This window comes from Mesorhizobium sp. P170090 (genome assembly GCF_057786115.1).
On sequence record NZ_JBYNWH010000001.1, the window covers coordinates 575,456 to 595,402 of the forward strand.

The 19,947-nt window shown below is 64.2% G+C and carries 22 protein-coding genes; 9 read left to right on the top strand and 13 right to left on the bottom strand.

Annotated features, from left to right (window positions below; genetic code table 11):
• Nucleotide 1 precedes the first annotated feature (1 nt).
• From AC3EML_RS02830 to hemC, 8 genes are all read right to left on the bottom strand, one after another.
• Nucleotides 2-637, bottom strand: coding sequence for a LolA family protein (locus tag AC3EML_RS02830; protein WP_023687739.1), 636 nt, complete (start codon nucleotides 635-637; stop codon nucleotides 2-4).
• A gap of 56 nt (nucleotides 638-693) precedes the next feature.
• Nucleotides 694-957 carry a YMGG-like glycine zipper-containing protein gene (locus tag AC3EML_RS02835; protein ID WP_023670477.1) on the bottom strand — a complete coding sequence of 88 codons (264 nt, stop codon included), beginning with the start codon at nucleotides 955-957 and terminating at the stop codon, nucleotides 694-696.
• 188 nt (nucleotides 958-1,145) lie between these two features.
• Entirely contained in the window at nucleotides 1,146-1,862 is a 717-nt protein-coding gene (locus AC3EML_RS02840) for a glutamine amidotransferase (RefSeq protein WP_023752685.1), read from the bottom strand.
• A 14-nt stretch (nucleotides 1,863-1,876) separates the two neighbouring features.
• Nucleotides 1,877-2,356, bottom strand: a complete 480-nt coding sequence (locus AC3EML_RS02845; protein ID WP_023730219.1) for a tellurite resistance TerB family protein — start codon at nucleotides 2,354-2,356, stop codon at nucleotides 1,877-1,879.
• Nucleotides 2,357-2,432: 76 nt separating this feature from the next.
• Nucleotides 2,433-4,034, bottom strand: a complete 1,602-nt coding sequence (locus tag AC3EML_RS02850) for a heme biosynthesis protein HemY (protein ID WP_023806421.1) — start codon at nucleotides 4,032-4,034, stop codon at nucleotides 2,433-2,435.
• Nucleotides 4,035-4,044: 10 nt separating this feature from the next.
• Nucleotides 4,045-5,535 carry a COG4223 family protein gene (locus tag AC3EML_RS02855; RefSeq protein ID WP_023730221.1) on the bottom strand — a complete coding sequence of 497 codons (1,491 nt, stop codon included), beginning with the start codon at nucleotides 5,533-5,535 and terminating at the stop codon, nucleotides 4,045-4,047.
• A gap of 112 nt (nucleotides 5,536-5,647) precedes the next feature.
• The gene (locus AC3EML_RS02860; RefSeq protein ID WP_352520780.1) at nucleotides 5,648-6,361 is read right to left on the bottom strand and encodes a uroporphyrinogen-III synthase; all 714 of its coding nucleotides are present in this window, start codon (nucleotides 6,359-6,361) and stop codon (nucleotides 5,648-5,650) included.
• A 1-nt stretch (nucleotide 6,362) separates the two neighbouring features.
• On the bottom strand, nucleotides 6,363-7,286 hold the full coding sequence (gene hemC, locus AC3EML_RS02865; RefSeq protein ID WP_023730223.1) for a hydroxymethylbilane synthase: 924 nt from the start codon (nucleotides 7,284-7,286) through the stop codon (nucleotides 6,363-6,365).
• Nucleotides 7,287-7,406: 120 nt separating this feature from the next.
• On the opposite strand from hemC, the gene tsaD reads away from it, so the two are divergent.
• The 6 genes from tsaD (at nucleotide 7,407) to AC3EML_RS02895 (ending at nucleotide 11,516) form a co-directional block, all read left to right on the top strand.
• Nucleotides 7,407-8,492 carry a tRNA (adenosine(37)-N6)-threonylcarbamoyltransferase complex transferase subunit TsaD gene (gene tsaD, locus AC3EML_RS02870; RefSeq protein WP_488505390.1) on the top strand — a complete coding sequence of 362 codons (1,086 nt, stop codon included), beginning with the start codon at nucleotides 7,407-7,409 and terminating at the stop codon, nucleotides 8,490-8,492.
• Entirely contained in the window at nucleotides 8,489-9,505 is a 1,017-nt protein-coding gene (locus AC3EML_RS02875; protein ID WP_352520779.1) for an NAD(P)H-dependent glycerol-3-phosphate dehydrogenase, read from the top strand. The genes tsaD and AC3EML_RS02875 overlap by 4 nt, the downstream gene beginning before the upstream one ends.
• A 23-nt stretch (nucleotides 9,506-9,528) precedes the next feature.
• On the top strand, nucleotides 9,529-9,825 hold the full coding sequence (locus AC3EML_RS02880) for a YciI-like protein (RefSeq protein WP_023687732.1): 297 nt from the start codon (nucleotides 9,529-9,531) through the stop codon (nucleotides 9,823-9,825).
• Between the two features lie 87 nt (nucleotides 9,826-9,912).
• Complete coding sequence (locus tag AC3EML_RS02885) at nucleotides 9,913-10,338, top strand: EVE domain-containing protein (RefSeq protein WP_023826897.1); 426 nt, start codon at nucleotides 9,913-9,915, stop codon at nucleotides 10,336-10,338.
• Nucleotides 10,293-10,991: a class I SAM-dependent methyltransferase gene (locus AC3EML_RS02890; RefSeq protein ID WP_196815008.1), complete on the top strand. Its 699-nt coding sequence runs from the start codon at nucleotides 10,293-10,295 to the stop codon at nucleotides 10,989-10,991. Before AC3EML_RS02885 ends, AC3EML_RS02890 begins: the two co-directional genes overlap by 46 nt.
• Nucleotides 10,992-11,096: 105 nt before the next feature.
• Entirely contained in the window at nucleotides 11,097-11,516 is a 420-nt protein-coding gene (locus AC3EML_RS02895; protein WP_352520778.1) for a DUF1761 domain-containing protein, read from the top strand.
• Between the two features lie 15 nt (nucleotides 11,517-11,531).
• Here AC3EML_RS02895 and gcvA read toward each other — a convergent pair whose 3' ends face one another.
• Nucleotides 11,532-12,452, bottom strand: a complete 921-nt coding sequence (gcvA, locus tag AC3EML_RS02900; protein ID WP_023683901.1) for a transcriptional regulator GcvA — start codon at nucleotides 12,450-12,452, stop codon at nucleotides 11,532-11,534.
• A 133-nt stretch (nucleotides 12,453-12,585) separates the two neighbouring features.
• On the opposite strand from gcvA, the gene AC3EML_RS02905 reads away from it, so the two are divergent.
• Entirely contained in the window at nucleotides 12,586-12,825 is a 240-nt protein-coding gene (locus AC3EML_RS02905) for a hypothetical protein (protein WP_023670491.1), read from the top strand.
• A 148-nt stretch (nucleotides 12,826-12,973) separates the two neighbouring features.
• On the opposite strand, the gene AC3EML_RS02910 is transcribed toward AC3EML_RS02905, so the two are convergent.
• Nucleotides 12,974-13,510, bottom strand: a complete 537-nt coding sequence (locus tag AC3EML_RS02910) for a L,D-transpeptidase family protein (RefSeq protein ID WP_198037337.1) — start codon at nucleotides 13,508-13,510, stop codon at nucleotides 12,974-12,976.
• 145 nt (nucleotides 13,511-13,655) lie between these two features.
• On the opposite strand from AC3EML_RS02910, the gene AC3EML_RS02915 reads away from it, so the two are divergent.
• Complete coding sequence (locus AC3EML_RS02915) at nucleotides 13,656-14,339, top strand: response regulator transcription factor (RefSeq protein ID WP_023670493.1); 684 nt, start codon at nucleotides 13,656-13,658, stop codon at nucleotides 14,337-14,339.
• Nucleotides 14,340-14,516: 177 nt separating this feature from the next.
• Nucleotides 14,517-14,972 carry a cyclic nucleotide-binding domain-containing protein gene (locus tag AC3EML_RS02920; RefSeq protein ID WP_023730228.1) on the top strand — a complete coding sequence of 152 codons (456 nt, stop codon included), beginning with the start codon at nucleotides 14,517-14,519 and terminating at the stop codon, nucleotides 14,970-14,972.
• A 159-nt stretch (nucleotides 14,973-15,131) separates the two neighbouring features.
• On the opposite strand, the gene xth is transcribed toward AC3EML_RS02920, so the two are convergent.
• From xth to AC3EML_RS02935, 3 genes are all read right to left on the bottom strand, one after another.
• Complete coding sequence (gene xth / locus AC3EML_RS02925) at nucleotides 15,132-15,938, bottom strand: exodeoxyribonuclease III (RefSeq protein WP_352520777.1); 807 nt, start codon at nucleotides 15,936-15,938, stop codon at nucleotides 15,132-15,134.
• Nucleotides 15,939-16,136: 198 nt separating this feature from the next.
• Nucleotides 16,137-16,817 (bottom strand): outer-membrane lipoprotein carrier protein LolA, encoded by a 681-nt coding sequence (locus AC3EML_RS02930; protein ID WP_023834675.1) that lies wholly within the window; start codon nucleotides 16,815-16,817, stop codon nucleotides 16,137-16,139.
• 138 nt (nucleotides 16,818-16,955) lie between these two features.
• Nucleotides 16,956-19,625, bottom strand: coding sequence for a DNA translocase FtsK (locus AC3EML_RS02935; RefSeq protein WP_352512776.1), 2,670 nt, complete (start codon nucleotides 19,623-19,625; stop codon nucleotides 16,956-16,958).
• Nucleotides 19,626-19,947 lie beyond the last annotated feature (322 nt).

Consider the following 19,947-nt stretch of genomic DNA (forward strand, 5'->3'; position numbering starts at 1 on the left):
ACTATTTCGTTTTGGTGTTGAATTCACGGTTTGCGGCATAGTCGATAGTGAAGGTGCCCGCAGGAGCGCGAACGCCCTGCTTCACGTTGGATATGGTGACTGTCGAGGTAAGGCCCCTCTCGTCAGTCAGGGTCCATCTGCGTAGATCGAGCGATTCCCTGTCAAACACCATAGTGATATTCGAATTGCCGAAGGCCGACTTGTCGGCCAGCCTGATGATCACCTGGGCGCCATCGTCCTTGATACTTTTGAGGCGATTGCCGGAAAAGTTGACCTGATTGTCGAGGAGCAGCTTGAGCGGCGTCTTCGAGAGAGCATAAAGCCGCGATGTCTTGAGCTTCTTGTTATAGACCACCAAGGATTTTCCATCTGCAATTACGCTGACCCCTGATTGGCCTGCATAGTTGAACCGGATCTTGCCCGGCCGCTGGAGGAAAAATTTCCCTTTGGTCCTTTCCGCTCTTGGGCCCGACTGGACAAAGTCCCCGGACATGGACTTTACCGATGAGAAGTGATCGGCAATCGTCTTCGCTTCTACAGGTGCGGCCAAGGCCGCGGTCGAAAGTTCGGCGTTTATCGCGACAGCGCTGACAACGGCGAACCAGAAAGCCCGCAGTCTTTTGCTGTTATATGCCATTCAGTTATCCTACCCCGAAAAGACGCGTGATCGAAAGAGATCACGCGTCTTTGAGATCAGTAGCCGTCCGGGCACTGAGCAACGTAAACTCGACCGTTCCGACCGCGATATCTGCACTGGCCGGCTTCGCTGGCGTGCCCGATGACCGCCCCGGCCAGCGCTCCGACCGCCCCGCCAACAACCGCCCCTTTTACCGGGTCGCCGGCCACTGCTGCGCCTACAGCTGCGCCACCCAAACCACCGACGGCAGCGCCTTGTTCGGTGCGGGAGCATGCCGCGAGCGGAATGAGTAGGCTCAAAATGAGCAGCGTCTTCTTCATTGGTTCTCTCCTGGGGCCGTTATTAGCCGAAGCTTAAATGCGCCACGGAGCTTTTCGATCCATCGGAGTGTTTGGGGCGCAATCCAAATCTGCGGGAACGGGCTAAGGTCCCGGATCCATCGTACACGCCTCCCAGAGGTAAGTCGTCTTTGGGCAAGCTCGGCCGTTCAGAGTAGTTGGATTTTGCTCTATCCCTCAGTAGGCTTGCCGAAGATCAGGCTCAAAAATTCGCTCAGCCAGCGCTTGAGGTGCATATCCCAGATCAGCCGGCCGCCGAGATGGTCGCGGCCGGGCTGCGCGCCGGGCAATTCGAAACGGTGCGCGCCGCGCACCACCCAGCGCTGCATCATCAACCGGGTCAGTTCGCCATGGAACTGGATGCCCCAGGCATTGTCGCCATAGCGAAAAGCCTGGTTGGGGTAGGTTTCCGCCGTCGCCAGCAGCGTCGCATCCCTGGGCAGCGAAAAGCCTTCGCGGTGAAACTGGTAGACCATGTCGGGCCAAGGCAGCAGCTTCTTGCCGGCTTCGGTCGGCTTCAGCGGATACCAGCCGATCTCGACCAGCCCCTCGCCATGCCCCTCGACCTTGCCGCCGAGATGATTGGCCAGCATCTGCGCGCCAAGGCAGATGCCGAGGAAGGGCCGGTTCTCCTTTAGCGGAACATTGAGCCAGTTGGTCTCGCGGCGGACGAACTCATCTTCGTCATTGGCGCTCATCGGCCCGCCGAACACCACGGCGCCGGCGTGTCCCTCCAGCGTCTCCGGCAGGCTGTCGCCGAGAGGCGGCCGGCGGATGTCGAGGTCGAAACCTTCCTCGAGCAGCATGTGGCCAACCCGGCCGGGGCTCGAAGTCTCCTGATGCAGCACGATCAGGACTTTTGGTTTCGAGCTCGGTCTGGGCGGCATGGAAAGGCGGAATCCTATTCGTCGCTCGACGTTCCCCTGGCGTCGGGCGCGGCGGCCGCCGCCTTGCGGCGCGCCTCGACGCGATCCTGGCGCTCGACGCCGATCAGTTCGGCAACGCGCCAGACGGTGTTGTCCTCCAGTTCATGCAGTTCGCCGTCGGCATAGACGATTTCCCACATCAGGCCGATGAAAGCCTTGCGCGCCTCGGCGTCGAGATGGCGCTTCAAGACGCTGGTGAAGGCATAGAGGTCGATCGCCTCATTGTCGGCGCGCTCGCCGGCGGCAGCCAGTGCATCGAGCTCGTCGCCGCTGATCGAATAGCTCTGCGCCAGCACCTGCTTGAACCGCTCCCACTCGACATCCTGGCGCACGCCGTCGGCATTCATCACATGATAGAGCAAAGCCGACGCCGCAACGCGCGGATCGTCCGCATTGGCGCGAGCCCCAGCCCCGGAGGGCAGGTCTTTCAGAAAGGCCAGGACGCGTTCGAACATGGTGCTCACTTCACATTATTGGAGCATGATCTTTTCCAAAAACCGGTATCCACTTTTTGGGATCATGCTTCAGGGATCAAAACAGGCGGAAGCGGCGCGGTGACTTCTCCGCTTCGTCATCGGGGTCGACGCCGGGGTCGTCGGGCAGCCGCGCCAGTTCCTCGGCAGGTTCGACGGGTTCGGCGTCGTTGGGTATTGCGGCGAAAGCGGCGGCGGTGACCGGCGTGACCTGGTCATCGCCCACAGCGGGCTTCGGCTCGATCGGCGCCTCGCTGCTCGTCCTGGCGATGGCCGGATGATCGATCACTTCGGCTTCCTTTGCCGGTTTGGCAGGTGCCGCAAGCACCGGCACATCGGCTTCGTCTTCATGGCTGTCGATGAGCTGGCCCAGCCGCTCCATCGGCGCGCGCCAGGCGAAAGCATCGAGCTTGCCGCTGACCGGCGATACCGGCGCCCAGCGTTCGGAGACGACGCCGTCGGCGACCCAGGCCGGATCGCGCGGCGCCCTGACCGCCTTGGACAGCAATTGCCTGATCTTGCCCTGGTCGCCGGTCTCTGCCTCCTCGATATCGGCCAGCAGCAGGTAAGCGCCTTCCCGGCGATCCATGCGGATCGCCGCTTCCGCCTCGCCGCGGGCGGTGGAAAAATCCTGCGCATCGAGCGCGGCGCGCGCCACCGTCATCGACGATTCGGCATTGTTGCGCTTCAGCTCCTGCAGCTTCTTCGCCCGGTTGAGACGATCGACCACGGCATCTCCCGGCCTTGCATGGGTGTAGAGCTCGGCGATCTCGGGATGCGGCTCAGCCTTCCAGGCTGCCTCAAGGATCTTCGAGCCTTTGCGCACATCGTTCTGTTTGAACAGAAGATTGGCGGCTGCAACCGCGGCCGGCGCGAAATCGGGCGCGAGCTTGTTGGCCTCGAGAGCGGCTGCCTTGGCTGCATTGGGGTCGCTGTCGGTCAGCGCCTGCGCCTTGGCGGTCAACAGCACAGCGCGGCGGCGATTGGCGGCGTCGCGTTCGATCTGCCTGGTCGACTTCTGCGCCTCCACCAGCTTCAGCGCGCCGTCCCAGTCGCCGCGCCCGGTCAGATCCTCCAGCGTCGATTCGGCGGCCCAAGCCAGTTGCGGCGCGACGGAAGCGGCGCGGCCGGCATAGTGACGCGCGGCGTTGCGGTCGCCGAGCCGTTCGGCTTCGAGATAGAGCCCGCGCAGGCCAAGCAGCCGCATTTCGGGGTCGTCGAGCATGGCCTCGAATTTTTCGCGCGCGCCCTCGTGGTCGCCTTCGAGCAGCGAGGCTTGCGCTTCGAGCAACTGGATCAGCGGCTCCTGGTCGGAGCGGATCAGCTTGGCGGCTTCCTTGGTCTTCTTGCGGGCTAGCGCGCCGTCGCCGGCGCCGGCTGCGATCATGCCGGTCGACAGCGCCTGGTAGCCGCGGTCGCGGCGGCGCACGCGGAAATAGCGCGAGATCGTGTATGGGCTGTTCCACAGCGACTTGATCAGCCACCAGACGATCATCACCGCTGCGACGACGGCAACGATCGCCACCGCAGCCACCATCAGGCTGACCTGGTATTGGTAACCGTTGAAGGTGACGACCATCTCGCCGGGACGATCGGCCAGCCAGGCAAAGCCAAGACCGAGGGCGAAGACGGCGCCGAGAAAGATGAGAATGCGGATCATCGTGTCGTCCTCATGCCTTCATCGCACCTGCAATCAGCGCGTCGACCTGCGTCTCGACGTCGATGCGCGCCTTCAGTTTGCCGGCAAAGTCGGCGCCGGCGGCCTTGACCGCATCCGGCAGCGTTGCGTATTCGCTGAGCGCCTTGGCGTAGTCGCCCTGATTGACCGCCACTTCGATGCGCGCCACGGTTTCCGGCGCGCCGGCGCCTTCGACGGCGCCGATCGGCCGAACCTTGACCAGCGATTCGGCGCTCGACAAAAGGTTCTGGAAGAAGCCGGCATTTTCATCGACCGGCGTCGCCGCCGCGACCATCGCATTGGCCGCGGCGTCGGCCTCGCCGGCAATCTCGGTGCGGGTCGGGACGCCCTTTTCAGCGTAGGGGCGCAGCGCCGCAATCTGCGGTGCATCGGGCGAGATCGCTGCGAAGGTCTCCAACTCGGCGGCGAACGGCGCGCCGCGGTCAAGCGCCGCCTTCAAGGCCGAAGCGGCGATGGCCATCGCGATCTTTGGCTGCGAGGCCTGCGCATCGACCTTGCCGGCGAGCTGCGTCACCGACTGCTCCAGCGCGGCGATCTTGCCTTCCTGCGTCTTGGCTGCCTCACCGGCCGATTTCACCAGTGCGTCGAGGCCCGCCAGTCTTTCATTGAGCGGCGCGAGATCGACGGGCGCTGCACCACCGGCCTGGCCAAGGGCGGCGACCGCGGTCTCGATCTGCTTGACCTTGTCGCCAAGCGAGGCAAGCCCGGCATTGTCGCCGGCGCCGCCCCTTTCGACCGCCGATTTCAGCGATGCGACATCGGCCTTGACCTGATCCAGCGCCGAAGACAGCCCGTCGACCTTGGCCGTTGCGGCGCCATTGCCGCTGGCTTCCCTGAGGTCGGCGATTTCGCGCTTCAGCGAAGCGATCTCGCCATTGACGCCGTCGAGCGAGACCGTGCCCGCCCCTGAGCCCGGAGCGCCAAGCACGCCGGCAAACTGCAGCCCCCCGGCGGCAGCCAGCGCGATGACACCGCCGATGATGCCGGCGGCAATGCCGTTCGTGCGCTTCGGTTGCGCGGCCATGGGCTGGTTCCCGGCTGTCCTTGGGGTTTCCTTGGGTGCACCCGGCTTGGGCGAGGCATCCTCGAAACTGTAGTCGGAGGTTCTGGCGCGCGGTGGCGCATCCGAAGCGGTGGGGTAAGGCTGCTCCGCCTGGGTGGACGCCTTCGCATCGGCGCTTTCGGGAGCGGCCTGCGCCGCGGCATCGGAGTGCTCCCACGGCTCGAGATCGGCCTGATCGGCATGAACGGGCTCGTCAGGCGTCTCCGGCTGCGCATTGGCCATGGCAGCGGCATCCTCGGCCGCAACCGACCCTGCCGGGGCCCCGGCGTCGTCCGAGTTGGCGACATCCGTCTTGGCGGCATCCGCATCGGCAATGCGCGAGACAGCGCCGGGTTCGAGTTCGATGGTCACCGGCTCGCGGTGGCTTTTCGAATGTCGCATCTTCGGCGTCTTGACCATGCCTGGGCTCCGCAATCCTGCTTCGTCTGGGCGCCCGACGGCGCGTGATGGTTTGAAAAATGGTCTAGCACATCATCATCAGGTGAAAAGGGGCGGCGTGATGACACGGCGCTCAGTCGCCGCGGTGCAACAGCTCAAGCAGCGCCTCCTCCTGCGGTTCCCGCGCAATGCGTATTTTTTTGCCGGCGGCATTGTCAAACGCCGCTGCCACGCGCTCGGAGAGCGCAAAAGCCTGCATGTTTTCAAAGAGATCGCGCAGTCCCGCCCGGCTGGCCAAGGCCTGCAACGTTGCCGCCGCCTTGGCTGAATAGAGCAGCACCGCGTCGACCGCCTGATCGGACAGGCGTGTACGGATTTCAGCATCGGAATAATCGAGCGAAATCGTGTCGTAGGTTTCGACGGTGCGGACCTCGACGCCGGCCTTTCGCAGCCGCGCCTCGAATGCCGGAAACCGCACGCGCCCTGTGAGATAGACGACCGCCTTGCCGGAAAGGCCGGCAGCAATCGCCTCGGCCAGCCGCTCGGCGTCGCCCGCCCCTTCGCTGACCGACAAGAACCCTGTCGAACGTGCCGCTTCAGCCGTCCTGCGTCCGACGGCATGGCAAGGCAAGGCGGCGAGCGCACGAATGAGTTCTTTCGGCGCATGCCGCACCGCATTTGCGCTGGTCACAGCGACGGCCACGGCATTGTCGCTCGCAGCATCGGCGCCAACCCGCAGTGTCACCGTTTCGGTCAGCGGCAGAAGGAGCGGCTCAAATCCCAATTCCTGCAGCCGCCGCATGGTTCGCGACGCCCCAGGTTGCGGCCGCGTCACCAGGACACGCATATCAGACCCAGCCGTCGAAGAAGGTTTCGCCCGCTTTGACCCGCACCATCCTGGCCGCGTCCGTGCCGATGTCAGCGGCATCCAGCGCCAAGCCTTCGGCCTTGACCTCATGCGATTGCGTGCCATCGGGCGAAATGATCAGGCCGGCGAAAACCAGCCTGCCGCCCGATATCATCGCATAGCCGGCGATCGGCGTGCGGCAGGAGCCATCGAGCGCCGCCAGGAAGGCGCGCTCACAGGCCAGCGCCTGGCCTGTCGGCACATCATGGATGGCCACCAGCATCTTTTCGACCTCGCTGTCGCCGATGCGGGTTTCGATGCCGATTGCGCCTTGTCCCGGCGCCGGCGGAAAAGCATCGAGCGGCATCAGATCGGTGACGACATGGCCGAGCCCGAGCCGCTTCAGCCCGGCATAAGCGAGGATCGTGCCTTCGGCGACGCCTTCCTCCAGCTTGCGCAGCCTGGTCTGCACATTGCCGCGGAACATGACCACGTCTAGGTCCGGCCGCATGCGCCGGATCAGCGCCTGGCGCCTGAGCGAAGACGACCCGACCTTGGCGCCTTGCGGCAAATCAACAATGCGCTCCACCGCCTTGCCGATGAAGGCGTCCCGCGCATCCTCGCGCGGCAGGAAGGCGGACAGCTCCAGCCCGACCGGCAGCACTGTCGGCATGTCCTTGGAGGAATGCACGGCGATATCGATCGTGCCGGCCAGCAGCGCCTCTTCGATTTCCTTGGTGAACAGCCCCTTGCCGCCGGCTTCCGACAGCGGCCGGTCCTGGATGCGGTCGCCGCTGGTCGAAATGACGACGACCTCGAAGGCTTCCGCCGGCATGCCATGCGCTTCCATCAGCCGCGCCTGCGTCTCATGCGCCTGGGCGAGCGCCAGCGGGCTGCCGCGTGTTCCTATTTTCAAAGTTTGCATGGCGCGCGGTCCGTGATAACCCCCGGCTGGCTTTGCGTTTCCGGCGCTCTCCCTAGCGAGGCCCGCCTCTACTAACTAGGAAAGTCCGGCGACACAATCTCTGGAGACAGCGACGAATTGATCCGCGTTCTGGGCATTGAGACGAGTTGCGACGAGACCGCCGCCAGCGTGGTGACGCTGGACGGCAATTCCGTGCCGGTGATTGCGTCCAACATCGTGCTCAGCCAGATCGAGGAGCACGCCGCCTTCGGCGGCGTCGTGCCGGAGATCGCCGCGCGCGCCCATGTCGAGGCGCTGGACGGCATTGTCGAGGCCGCTCTTGCGGATTCGGGCGTAGCCCTGGCCGACATCGACGCCATTGCCGCCACTGCGGGCCCCGGCCTGGTCGGCGGGCTGATCGTCGGCCTGATGACGGCCAAGGCGATTGCAGCGGCCGCCGGCAAGCCGCTGATCGCCATCAACCATCTCGAAGGCCACGCACTGACCGCAAGGCTGACCGACGGGCTCGACTTTCCCTATTTGCTGCTGCTGGTTTCCGGCGGCCACACCCAGATCGTCGCCGTGCGCGGCGTCGGCGACTACCAGCGCTGGGCGACGACCATCGACGACGCGCTCGGCGAAGCTTTCGACAAGACGGCCAAAATGCTCGGCCTGCCCTATCCCGGCGGCCCGAACGTCGAAAAGGCGGCAATGTCGGGCGATGCGACGCGCTTTGCCTTTCCGCGGCCGATGAGGGGCTCGGCGCAGCCCGATTTCTCCTTCTCCGGCCTCAAGACCGCCGTGCGCCAGGCGGCGACCGCCATCCAGCCGCTAAGCGAGCAGGATGTCGCCGACATCTGCGCCTCGTTCCAGGCGGCGGTAGCCGACGCACTTGGCGACCGCGTGGCCCGCGCGCTGGCCCGCTTCCGCGACGAATTTCCGGACAAGGCCGAGCCGGCGCTGGTCGTTGCCGGTGGCGTCGCCGCCAACAGAGCGATCAAGGCGACGCTGCAGAAGCAGTGCGCCGGGGCCGGCTTCGCCTTTGTCGCGCCGCCGCTCAAACTGTGCACCGACAACGCGGCGATGATCGCCTGGGCCGGCATCGAGCGGTTGCGGGCAGGCCTGTCGCAAGAGAACGGCTTCGATTTCGTGCCGCGTTCGCGCTGGCCGCTGGACAGCATTTCGGCCCCGATGGTCGGCTCCGGCCGGCGCGGAGCAAAAGCATGAGCGCCGGCAACACAAGCGGCAGGGACAGAACCGGCTGGCGCGTCGCCGTGCTCGGCGGCGGCGCCTGGGGCACGGCGCTAGCGCTGGCGATGCTGCGCGCCGGTCACGATGTCCGGCTCTACGCCCGCGACGAAGAGACGGTTTCCGCGATCCGCCGCGGCGAGAACCCGCGTTATCTCCCCGGCATCGCCATTGAAACAGGCATTGCGGCGACGAGCGATATCGGCACGGCCCTGACCGATGCCGATTGCGCGCTGGCCGTGGCGCCGGCGCAGGCGCTACGCGCCATGCTGACGACGGCAAAGCCCCATATGCCGAAAGGCATCCCGCTGGTTCTCTGCGCCAAAGGCATTGAGCGCGACACCGGCGCGCTGCTGTCGGCGATCGTTGATGAGATTCTGCCCGAAACTCCGGTTTCGGCCCTGTCCGGTCCCAGCTTTGCCGCCGACGTCGCCAGGGGTCTGCCGACCGCTGTCGTGGTTGCTGCACGCGACGACGCCTTGGCGGCCGAGCTTGCCTCGCGCTTTTCGGCGCAGAATCTGCGCTGCTATTCCAGCGACGATTTGATCGGCGTCGAGATCGGCGGTGCTTTGAAGAATGTGTTCGCCATTGCCGCTGGCGCCGTCACCGGCGCTGGGCTCGGCGCCAGCGCGCAGGCCGCCATGGTGACACGCGGCTTCGTCGAACTGCGCCGCATCGGCGCGTCCTTCGGCGCCAAGCCGGAGACGCTGATGGGGCTTTCCGGCCTCGGCGACCTTTTGCTGACCTGCTCTTCCGCCCAGTCGCGCAATTTCGCCTATGGGCTGGCGGTGGGGCAAGGTAAGCCCTTGTCCGGACTGCCGCTCGCCGAAGGCGTGCCGACGGCGGCGATCGCCGCTCGCATCGCCACCGAGCGCGACATCGACGCGCCGATCATCGCAGCGGTGTCGGCGATACTGGACGGCACGATCACCATTCGGCAGGCTGTGTCCGCGCTGATGACGCGACCCCTGAAAACCGAAACCGACCTCTGATCCCCTACAAACCGGAGTTTAACATGCTGTTTGCGTTGATTTGCAAGGACAAGCCGGGCAGCCTGCAGGTGCGGGTCGATACGCGGCCGGTCCACGTCGCCTTTCTCGAACGCCTGAACGCCGACAACAAACTGGCCTTTGCCGGCCCGTTCCTCGACGCCGAGGGCAAGCCCAATGGCAGCCTCGTCGTCGTGGAAGCGCCCGACCTCGCCGGTGCGCAGGCGCTGTCGGCTGCCGACCCCTACGCCAAGGCCGGGCTGTTCGAAAGTGTCGAAATCCGCCAGTGGAACTGGACCTTCAACAAGCCGGCGGCTAGTTAGTTCCGGCGGCGCCTAGAGCGATCCCAGGAAAAGTGTGTAACGGTTTTCCGTCCGGAATTGCGCAAAAATAGTAGTTGGAGCAAAGACATGAACTACTGGCTGTTCAAATCCGAACCTTCGGTCTTCTCCTTCGAGGCGCTGAAGGCCAAGGGCAAGGCCGGCACGCAGTGGGACGGCGTGCGCAACTATGCAGCGCGCAACAACATGAAGGCGATGCAGATCGGCGATCTCGGCTTCTTCTATCACTCCAATGAGGGGCTGAACGTCGTCGGCATTGCCGAGGTCTGCGCGCTTGCCCATCAGGATACCAGCACCGACGATCCGCGCTGGGAATGCGTCGACATCCGAGCCTTCAAGGATGTGCCGAACCCGCCGACGCTGGAACAGGTCAAGGCCAATCCGAAACTCGCCGAGATGGCTCTGGTGCGGCTTGGACGGCTTTCCGTACAGCCGGTGACGCCGGCCGAATGGAAGGAAGTCTGCCGCATGGGCGGCCTGACGCCGGCTCCGTGACGGCCCTCACGCCGAACAGCGCGAAAAAGTTCATTCTCGACAACACGGCGCTTATGTCGCCGCCGCATGTGCCGGAGATTGTCCTCAATCTTGCCGACGAAGCGCATGACCTCTGGCAGCGCACGGAGAACGAGCTGATCGAAATCGGCCTGCCGCCGCCGTTCTGGGCCTTTGCCTGGGCCGGCGGTCAGGGCCTTGCCCGTTACGTGCTGGACAATTCGTCGGATGTGCGGGGCAAACGCGTGCTCGACTTCGCCTCCGGCTCCGGCCTTGTCGCCGTCGCCGCCGCCAAGGCGGGTGCGGCGCACGTGATCGCCGCCGACATCGACCCGTTCTGCGAAACGGCGATCCGCCTCAACGCAGAGGCCAATGGCGTTGCCATCGACTTTTGCGGCACGGACTGCATCGGCACCGACGCCGGCTGGGACGTGGTACTGGCGGGCGACGTCTTCTACGAAAAATCCTTCGCCGACACGCTGATGCCGTGGTTTTCGACACTGAAGGCGCGCGGCGCTGACATCCTCGTCGGCGATCCGGGCCGCTCCTACATGCCGAAGGCGGGACTGGAGCCGCTCGCAGTCTACGAAGTGGCGGTGACGCGGGCGCTGGAGGACGCCCTGGTCAAGCGCACCACGGTGTGGCGCTTCGCTTGACGGCATTGCCGAACAGGCGTTCCATCGCGCATTGATTTGAAGAATACGCATGTCGTTATCCCAGAACCGTCAGGCTTTGGGCGGCTTGCTTGAGGGGAGGACTTTATGGATTTTTCAGTGGTGAACTGGCTGGCGGTGATTGTCGCGGCCGTCGCGGCGTGGCTGTTTGGCGCCGTCTGGTACACGGCCCTCAGCAAGCCTTGGATGAGGGCGGCCAGGATCGATCCGTCAACGTCAAAGAAATCGATATCGCCCTTCATCATCTCCTTCATCGCCGAGCTGATCATGGCGCTGGTCTTAGCCTTGGTCGTCGGCGCGATGACCGGCGGCGAGCCGGTCCTTGTCGCAGGGCTGGTCTTCGGCTTCGTCCTCTGGCTGGGTTTCGTCGCCACGACGCTGACGGCCAACCATCGCTATGAGAATTTCGGCTGGGACCTGACCCTGATCGACGGCGGCCACTGGCTCGGCGTGCTGTTGATCATCGGCGCGGTGATCGGCTGGTTCGGGGCGCCGGTCGCCGGCTGAGGCCTGCAGAAGTCGTCAGGTCTGCGTCCTGGCGACTTCGTCGAGGATCCATTCGCGGAAAGCGATGATGCGCGGATCGTTGGCAGTGCTCTCGGGATAGACCAGGAAGTAGCCGAACTCCGGCCCCACGCGCAGACCGAGTTCAAAGGGCTGCACCAGCCTTCCCTGGGAAAGGTCGTTTGCCACCATGGCGAACTCGGCGAGCGCCACGGCATTGCCGTCGAGCGCCGCCTGCACGGCATCGGTAGAGGTTCCAAACACGATAGTCCGACTGTCGTCGAAATCGTTGATGCCGGCCGCCGCCATCCACATGCGCCAGTTCGGCCATGTCACGCCTTGGCGCGACCATTCGATATGGGCAAGCGTGTGGTTGAAGAGGTCGCGCGGTTCGCGCAGCGGCGGGCCGGAGGTCAGCAGGCTCGGGCTGCACACCGGAATGAGGATGTTGTCGAACAGGCGATGGGCGCGAAGCCCCGGATACTTGCCGACCCCGAACCGGATGCCGACATCGACGTCGTCGAGTTCGAAATCGCGCACTTCGTAGCCGATGTCGAACCTCAGTTCGATACTGGGCTGAAGTTTGCGAAAATCGTCGACGCGCCGCATCAGCCATTTTGACGCGAACTGCGCGTCGAGCGTCACCTTCAGCAATGCCGTGCCGCGCGTCAGCTTGCGCGCCCGCGACACCGCCCGGTTGAGCAGGTCGAGCGCATCGATCGAGGCCTCGAACAGCACCGTACCTGCCTCGGTCAACCGGATGGTACGACTGGTTCGCGTGAACAGCACCAGCCCGAGCTGATCCTCGATTTCCTTGATCTGGTGGCTGACCGCCGCCGGCGTCAGCCCGAGCTCGTCGGCAGCGCGGGTGAAATTGAGGTGGCGGGCGGCGGCTTCCAGAGTCCTCAGCGCGCGCGTTCCGGGCAACAGACGGGACATCACCTTATCCTCAAATAAAATTTGACGATCCGAAAAGAACTACTCGTTTCTCTCATGGATTTCAATGCGGGATGATGCACCCATCGAAACACCATCAAGCCGGATTTGATATCCGGCGGACACGGAGCGCATCATGTCCATCTTCGTTTTGAACTCGCCAGCAGCTCGCTCGAACTGGTTGCATGCCGTAACGGACTGGCTTCGCCAGGCGAAAGTCGCCATCAACCTGCCGCGCCAGGACGTGGAGGACCTTTCGGATCGCCAACTGCGCGACGTCGGCGCGCAGCGCAAGGACGTGACGCGGGCCGTGGACCGGGAACTCGGCCGGCTTGGATTGCTGGACACTGGGTGGCAGAAGCCGAGAAGGCGTTAGGCAATGGTGAGTAGGGAGTAGTGAGTAGTGAAGGATTGAAACGACGCCGAGACCATCCTCCTCCCTACTCCCTACTCCCTACTCCCTACTCCCTACTCCCTACTCCCTACTCCCTACTCCCTACTCCCTACTCCCTACTCCCTACTCCCTACCTCACCACCCTCACCACCGTCCGGTCCGACACCAGCGGCAACAGCCGCGCCATTGTCCGCGCTGTCACCGCCACGCAGCCTTGCGTCGGTGTGAAGCCTGGGCGGGTCAGATGAAAGAAGATGGCGCTGCCGCGGCCGCGCCGGCGCGGCGCCATGTTCCAGTCGAGCACAAGGCAGGCGTCATAGAGGCGGTCGTCGCGCCGCATTCGCTCATGGCTGGCGCCATAGGGGATTTTCACCGGCCGGTTGTAGTTGCGGTCGTCCGGCACCTCGCACCAGCCGAGATCGGCGCCGATCGGCGCCATCGCCAGCCGGGTTTTGCGGCCGGCCGCGAAATGATCGCCCCGAAAATATCCTGACAAAATCCGCATCTCGCCAAGCGGCGTCGCACCGTCGCCTTCGCGCTTATTGGCCGAGATGCCGCCGCGTCCGAGCGCACAGGCAAACACCTTGCTGCCGGCCTGCAATATCCCCTGGCTGGGGTTGCCCGGCCTCGCCCGAACCACCAGCACACGCAGCCCTTTCGGCAAAATTGCGCCGGCTGCATTGCGATCGCGTTTTTTCTTGTATGATCGTGTCACGGAACAAATCACTGTGATCGGACTGTTGCGCCGGTCAGCTTCCGCATAAATGGGGGGCGGTCAACTGAAAATTCTTTTCAAAACAATGGATTGATCCATGACATCACGTACCATTCTGATCGTTGACGACGATGACGACCTGCGCGGAACCCTCGTCGAGCAACTGGCCCTTTACGAAGAATTCGACGTCTTGCAGGAAGCGACCGCCGCCAAAGGCGTCGCCGCGGCGCGCGGCGGGCTCATCGACCTGCTCATCATGGATGTCGGGCTGCCCGACATGGATGGCCGCGAGGCGGTGAAGATCCTGCGCAAGGGCGGCTACAAGGCGCCGATCATCATGCTGACCGGCCACGATACCGATTCCGACACAATTCTGGGCCTCGAGGCCGGCGCCAACGACTATGTCACAAAGCCGTTCCGCTTCGCCGTGCTGCTCGCCCGCATACGCGCACAACTGCGCCAGCACGAGCAGAGCGAGGACGCCACCTTTTCGGTCGGGCCCTACACGTTCAAGCCCAGCCAGAAGCTTCTGATCGACCAGCGCGGCGGCAAGGTGCGGCTGACCGAGAAGGAAGCCTCGATCATCAAATATCTCTATCGAGCCGACCAGAAGGTGGTGACGCGCGACGTCCTGCTCGAGGAAGTGTGGGGCTACAATTCCGGCGTCACCACGCACACGCTGGAAACTCACGTCTACCGGCTGCGCCAGAAGATCGAGCGCGATCCTTCCAATGCTGAAATTCTTGTGACAGAAAGCGGCGGCTACAAGCTGGTTCCTTAAACTTTTCATTGTTCAATAAGCGGTCGGGGCGGGACTGTTTCGGGGAGGATCCGGCTGGGGGAGCCTGGATCGGCCCGCTGCGCAGATTGAAGTGTTAGAGCGTCCTTTGCGCGTCCAATTGGACGCGCGGCGCTCTAAGGGAGGGATTGGACTGACCGTTCGGGGACGCAGCTAGAGATGGCGCTGGATGACGACATCCGCATCCTGTCCGCCGTGAAGCTCTTTGAGGGTTTCACGCAGGAACAGCTGCGCCTGCTCGCCTTCGGCGCCGAAGCCACCCATCTGCAGGCCGACCGCAAGCTGTACCGCGAGGATGACGAAGCCGACTCAGCCTATATCGTGGTCAGTGGCCGCATCGTGCTCTACCGGGAGCAGGATGGCGACCGCATCCCGATCGGCACCGCCGGCCCCGGCACGATCCTCAGCGAACTGGCGCTGATCGCCGACTCAAGACGGCTGACCAGCGCCTCGGCCGAGACCGATTCGGAAGTGATAAGGTTGAGCCGCAAGATGTTTCGCCGCATCCTGGAGGAATATCCCGAAGTGGCGGTGAAACTGCACCAGCGAATCCTCGATGATTTTCAGGCCATGATCGCCCGCATCGAGAAGCTGGCCCCAAGGTTTGGCGGGTAGGTCCCCGCGACCGCGCTCACGCTTGGGTATGTCGAGATTCAGGTCAGGCCGAGTCGAAAATGGCTGATACCGAGAACCGGAGCGGAGCGTACTCAAAGTACGCACCGGAAGCGCAGGTATCGGCCATTGCAGGCCGGCCTCACCTGAATATCGGCACGCCTAATCCAGGTCGAACCGCGCAATCACCGGCACATGGTCCGAGGGCCGCTCCCAGCCACGCGCCTCTCGCAGGATCTCATAGCCGGCAAAGCTCGGCACCAGGTTCGGTGACGACCAGACATGGTCGAGCCGGCGGCCGCGGTTCGAGGCTTCCCAGTCCCGCGCGCGATAGCTCCACCAGGTGTAGAGCTTCTGGTCTGGCGGCACGTCGAGCCGCATCAGGTCGACCCAGTCGCCGGCGATCCGCATCGCGTCGAAATTTTGCGTCTCGACCGGCGTGTGGCTGACGACGTTGAGCAATTGCTTGTGCGACCAGACATCGTGCTCCTGCGGCGCGATGTTGAGGTCGCCGACCAGGATCGAAGCCGACACCTGGTCATGCGCGGCGCGGATGGCGTTCATCTCGGCAACGAAATCGAGCTTGTGGCGGAACTTGCGGTTGATCTCCGGATCGGGCTCGTCGCCGCCGGCCGGCACGTAGAAATTGTGGACCAGGATTGCCTTGCCGCCGGCCTGCACCTTGACCGACAGATGCCGGCTGTCATCGATCTCGCAGAAGCGCCGTTTCTCGACAATCTCGATCGGCCGCCGCGCCACCGTCGCAACGCCGTGATAGCCCTTCTGGCCATGGAATGCGATGTGCTCGTAGCCGGCCTTGCGGAACGCCTTTTCCGGAAACAGCTCGTCGGGAACCTTCGTCTCCTGCAGGCAAAGCACATCGGGCGCCTGCTCCGTCAGCAGCCGCTCGACGATCGGCATGCGCAGGCGCACGGAGTTGATGTTCCAGGTGGCGATGGAGAAGGGCATGCGGCGGTCCGAACAAGGTCGCCGATCTACTGCCAGCCGAGCGCCACAAACACAAGCCAGCCTTTGCGGGCGGCGGCCCTGATTCAGGTCAGGCCGAGTCGAAAATGGTGGTCTCCGAGAACCGGAGCGGAGCGTACTTAAACCACGTGAGCGCCGGAAGCGCAGGAGATCGCCATTTGCAGGCCGGCCTGACCGGATCTAGCGGTGGTTGGTGTTCAGCTCGCGGTTCGCCGTATAGTCGATGGCGAAGGTGTCCGCAGGGAAGCTGACGCCTTCCTTGGTGTTGTAGATCATCACCGTGGTGTCCTTGCCCTGCGCGTCGGTGATGGTCCACTGGCGCAGATCATAGGATTTCGGATCGAACATCATGGTGATCTTCGAATTGCCGAACACCGACTTGTCGGCAAGCTGGATGGTGGTGAGGTCGCTCTCTTCCTTGATCGATTTGACGCGGCCGCCCGAGAGGTCGATCTTGGTGTCGAGCAACAGCTTCAGCGGTGTCTTCGACAACGGATAGAGATCGGACGTTTTCAGCCGCTTGTTGAGGATGACCACCGACTTGCCGTCGGAAATCACCCGGAAATTCGACTTGCCGTCATAATTGAAGCGAATCTTGCCTGGCCGCTCAAGGAAGAACTTGCCGCCGGTCTGCTGGTTGTTGGGGCCGAACTGGACGAACTCGCCGCTCATCGATTTGACCGAGGAGAAATGGTCGGCGATCTTTTGCGCCGTCGGCGGCACCGCCGCCTGCGCCGAGGCCAAGAGCTGGAACCCCGGCACGACGTTGATGGCCGCGGCGCCGGCAAGCATCAGGCCAAGGCCGAGCAACCGGCGACGGTTTGGAGCGAAATCGCTGATCGCGGAAAGATCGTTTTTCATGCCGGTCACTCTCGTGTGGTGTGTGTCTCGTTGCAGTCCGTGGACCCCCAGTTAGACTTAAGTTTGGCGGGCCGGACAGCGCTCAGTCGCTGTAACGCGCCAAAAGGTTCAAGGTTGCCGCCGGGCCGTATCGGCTGATCAGAACTTGTCGTCCTCGGTCGGCACCAGGATTTCGCGTTTGCCGGCATGGTTGGCCGGGCCGACAATGCCTTCCTTCTCCATCTTCTCGATGATCGAGGCGGCGCGGTTGTAGCCGATGCCGAGCCGGCGCTGGATATAGCTGGTCGACGCCTTGCCGTCGCGCAGCACGACCGAGACCGCCTGGTCGTAGGGATCGTCGGAATCCTCGAAATTGCTGTTGCCGCCACCGCCAGCGCCGCCCTTGCCCGACGGCTCGTCATCGTCCTCGCCGTCATCCTCGGTGATGGCGTCGAGATATTCGGGCACGCCCTGCAGCTTCAGATGGGCGACGATCTTCTCGACCTCGTCGTCGGCGACGAACGGGCCGTGCACGCGCTGGATGCGGCCGCCGCCGGCCATGTACAGCATGTCGCCCATGCCGAGCAGCTGCTCGGCGCCCTGCTCGCCCAGAATGGTGCGGCTGTCGATCTTCGACGTCACCTGGAAGGAGATACGGGTCGGGAAATTGGCCTTGATGGTGCCGGTGATGACGTCGACCGACGGACGCTGCGTCGCCATGATGACATGGATGCCGGCCGCGCGCGCCATTTGTGCCAGGCGCTGCACCGCGCCTTCGATGTCCTTGCCGGCGACCATCATCAAATCGGCCATCTCGTCGATGATGACCACTATGTAGGGCATTGGCTCGAGATCGAGGTTCTCGGTCTCGTAGATCGCCTCGCCGGTCTGGCGGTCGAAGCCGGTCTGCACGGTGCGCGAGATTTTTTCGCCCTTCTTTTCAGCCAACTGCACGCGCGCGTTGAAGCCGTCGATGTTGCGCACGCCGACCTTGGACATCTTGCGGTAGCGGTCCTCCATCTCGCGCACGGTCCATTTCAACGCCACCACCGCCTTCTTCGGGTCGGTGACCACCGGCGTCAGAAGGTGCGGGATGCCGTCATAGACCGAAAGTTCCAGCATCTTCGGGTCGATCATGATCAGCCGGCAGTCCTGCGGCGTCAGCTTGTAGAGCAGCGACAGGATCATGGTGTTGATGGCGACGGACTTGCCGGAGCCGGTGGTGCCGGCGACCAGCACATGCGGCATCTTGGCGATGTCGACGATCACCGCCTCGCCATTGATGGTCTTGCCCAGCGCCAGCGCCAGCTTGGACTTGGTCGTCTCGAAATCGCGGCTGGCCAGGATCTCCCGGAGATAGACGGTCTCGCGCTTGGCATTCGGCAATTCGATGCCGATGGCGTTGCGGCCGGGCACCACGGCGACGCGGCAGGCAATGGCGCTCATCGAGCGGGCGATGTCGTCGGACAGGCCGATGACGCGCGACGATTTGATGCCGGGCGCCGGCTCCAACTCATAGAGCGTGACCACCGGGCCGGGCCGTACCGCGATAATCTCGCCCTTGACGCCGAAATCCTCCAGAACGCCTTCGAGCAGGCGCGCATTCTGCTCCAGCGCGTCCTTGGACAGGCTGGCGTCGCGCACCACGTTCTTCGGCTCCGACAGGAAATGCAGCGACGGCATTTCGAATGTTTCCGAGCCGATCAGCGAGGTCTGCGCCTCGCGCTGGACGCGCGCGCCGGGAGCGGGACGCGGCGCAGGTGCGGCGACGCGGGTCGCCGCATCTGACCGGAAGTTTTGCACCTTGGCGTTCGGCGCGGCACGGCGCGGGACCGGCTCGTCGTCGAGTTCGACCTCCTCGTCGCCATTGTCGAAACCGGCATCGAGGACGTCGTCATCGTCCGGATCGACGGAAACGCTGCGGTCATTGACCATGGCGGCGAAGAATTCCGGCTCGACGCGGGCGCGGCCATCCGGGCTCATCCGCGCTTCGGCGAATTCCGCTGATTCGACCCGTTCGGCGGCGCGGCGCCATGCGGTGGAGCGCTGCTCTATCTCCGGCTCGAACTCGTCGCGCTCCTGCTGGCGGCGCACAGCCCGGCGATGCATCCAGGCGCGGAAAGACAGCCACCAGTGGGTAATGGCGCCGAGCGCCAGTATTCCTTCGTCGCCCTCGTCGTCGTCTTCGTCGAAGAGCAGGTCGTCCTCTCGGGGATCGGGCTCCGCGGTGCGCTCCATGACGGCAAAGCCGTTCTTGCGCGCAATCAGCGCCGAGCCATAGGCAAACAGCCACAGCGCCGGCGCAATGAGCACCATGGCAATGACGCTGGCAACGATGCCGGTCGGGTAGCCGCCAATGACCAGGCCCGGAATATTGAGCACCATGTCGCCGAACACGCCGCCGAGGCCGGTCGGCAACGGCCAGGTCTTGGGCGGCACCACGCAGCCGGCCATCGCCGCCGCGAGCAGCGCGAAGCCGAACCAGGCAAGGCCGCGCTTCGGCAGCCTGTCGACGCCGCGCGCCGAAAACAGGAGAAAGCCCCAGATCACCGCCGGCACCAGGGCGGCGACCGCGGCAAGGCCGAAGAACTGCATGGCGAGGTCGGAGAATACCGCGCCCGCATAGCCCATGGCGTTGGTGACGATGTTGTCGGTGGCGTGCGAGAAGCTGGGATCGGCGACGTTCCAGGTCGCCAGCGCCGCGACGCCAAAGGCGACCAGCGCAAACAGGCCGGCGCCGACCAGCCGCCCGACCTGGCGCCGCGCGAATGCCTGGATGCCGTGCCCCGTATCGGTCAGCGCGAGCGGTGCTGAAGCCCCTGAACGCATGCTTCGTTCCCCGTCTGTCATGGACTGGCCGGGCGCATGACGCACTCCGGCAGATTCGGATGTCAGACTATCGGGGGGAAGGTTAAGGCCGCATTAACTATACGCACCCAGAGCCACGATCTTGCTCACTCCACTGTAGGCAGTCTCAACAGTTCGGAACCAATCCGGTCGACGTCTCCCCGCCGGCGGCCATCACTAGAACGTGATTGCGCAGGGACCGAGGCCTGCCAGCACGGTTGCCAAAAAGAGAGGCCCGGAATGACCCGGGCCTCAAAGCGTGAACTCCTTTCGGGAGCGTCACGACGGGATGGGAGAATGCGGG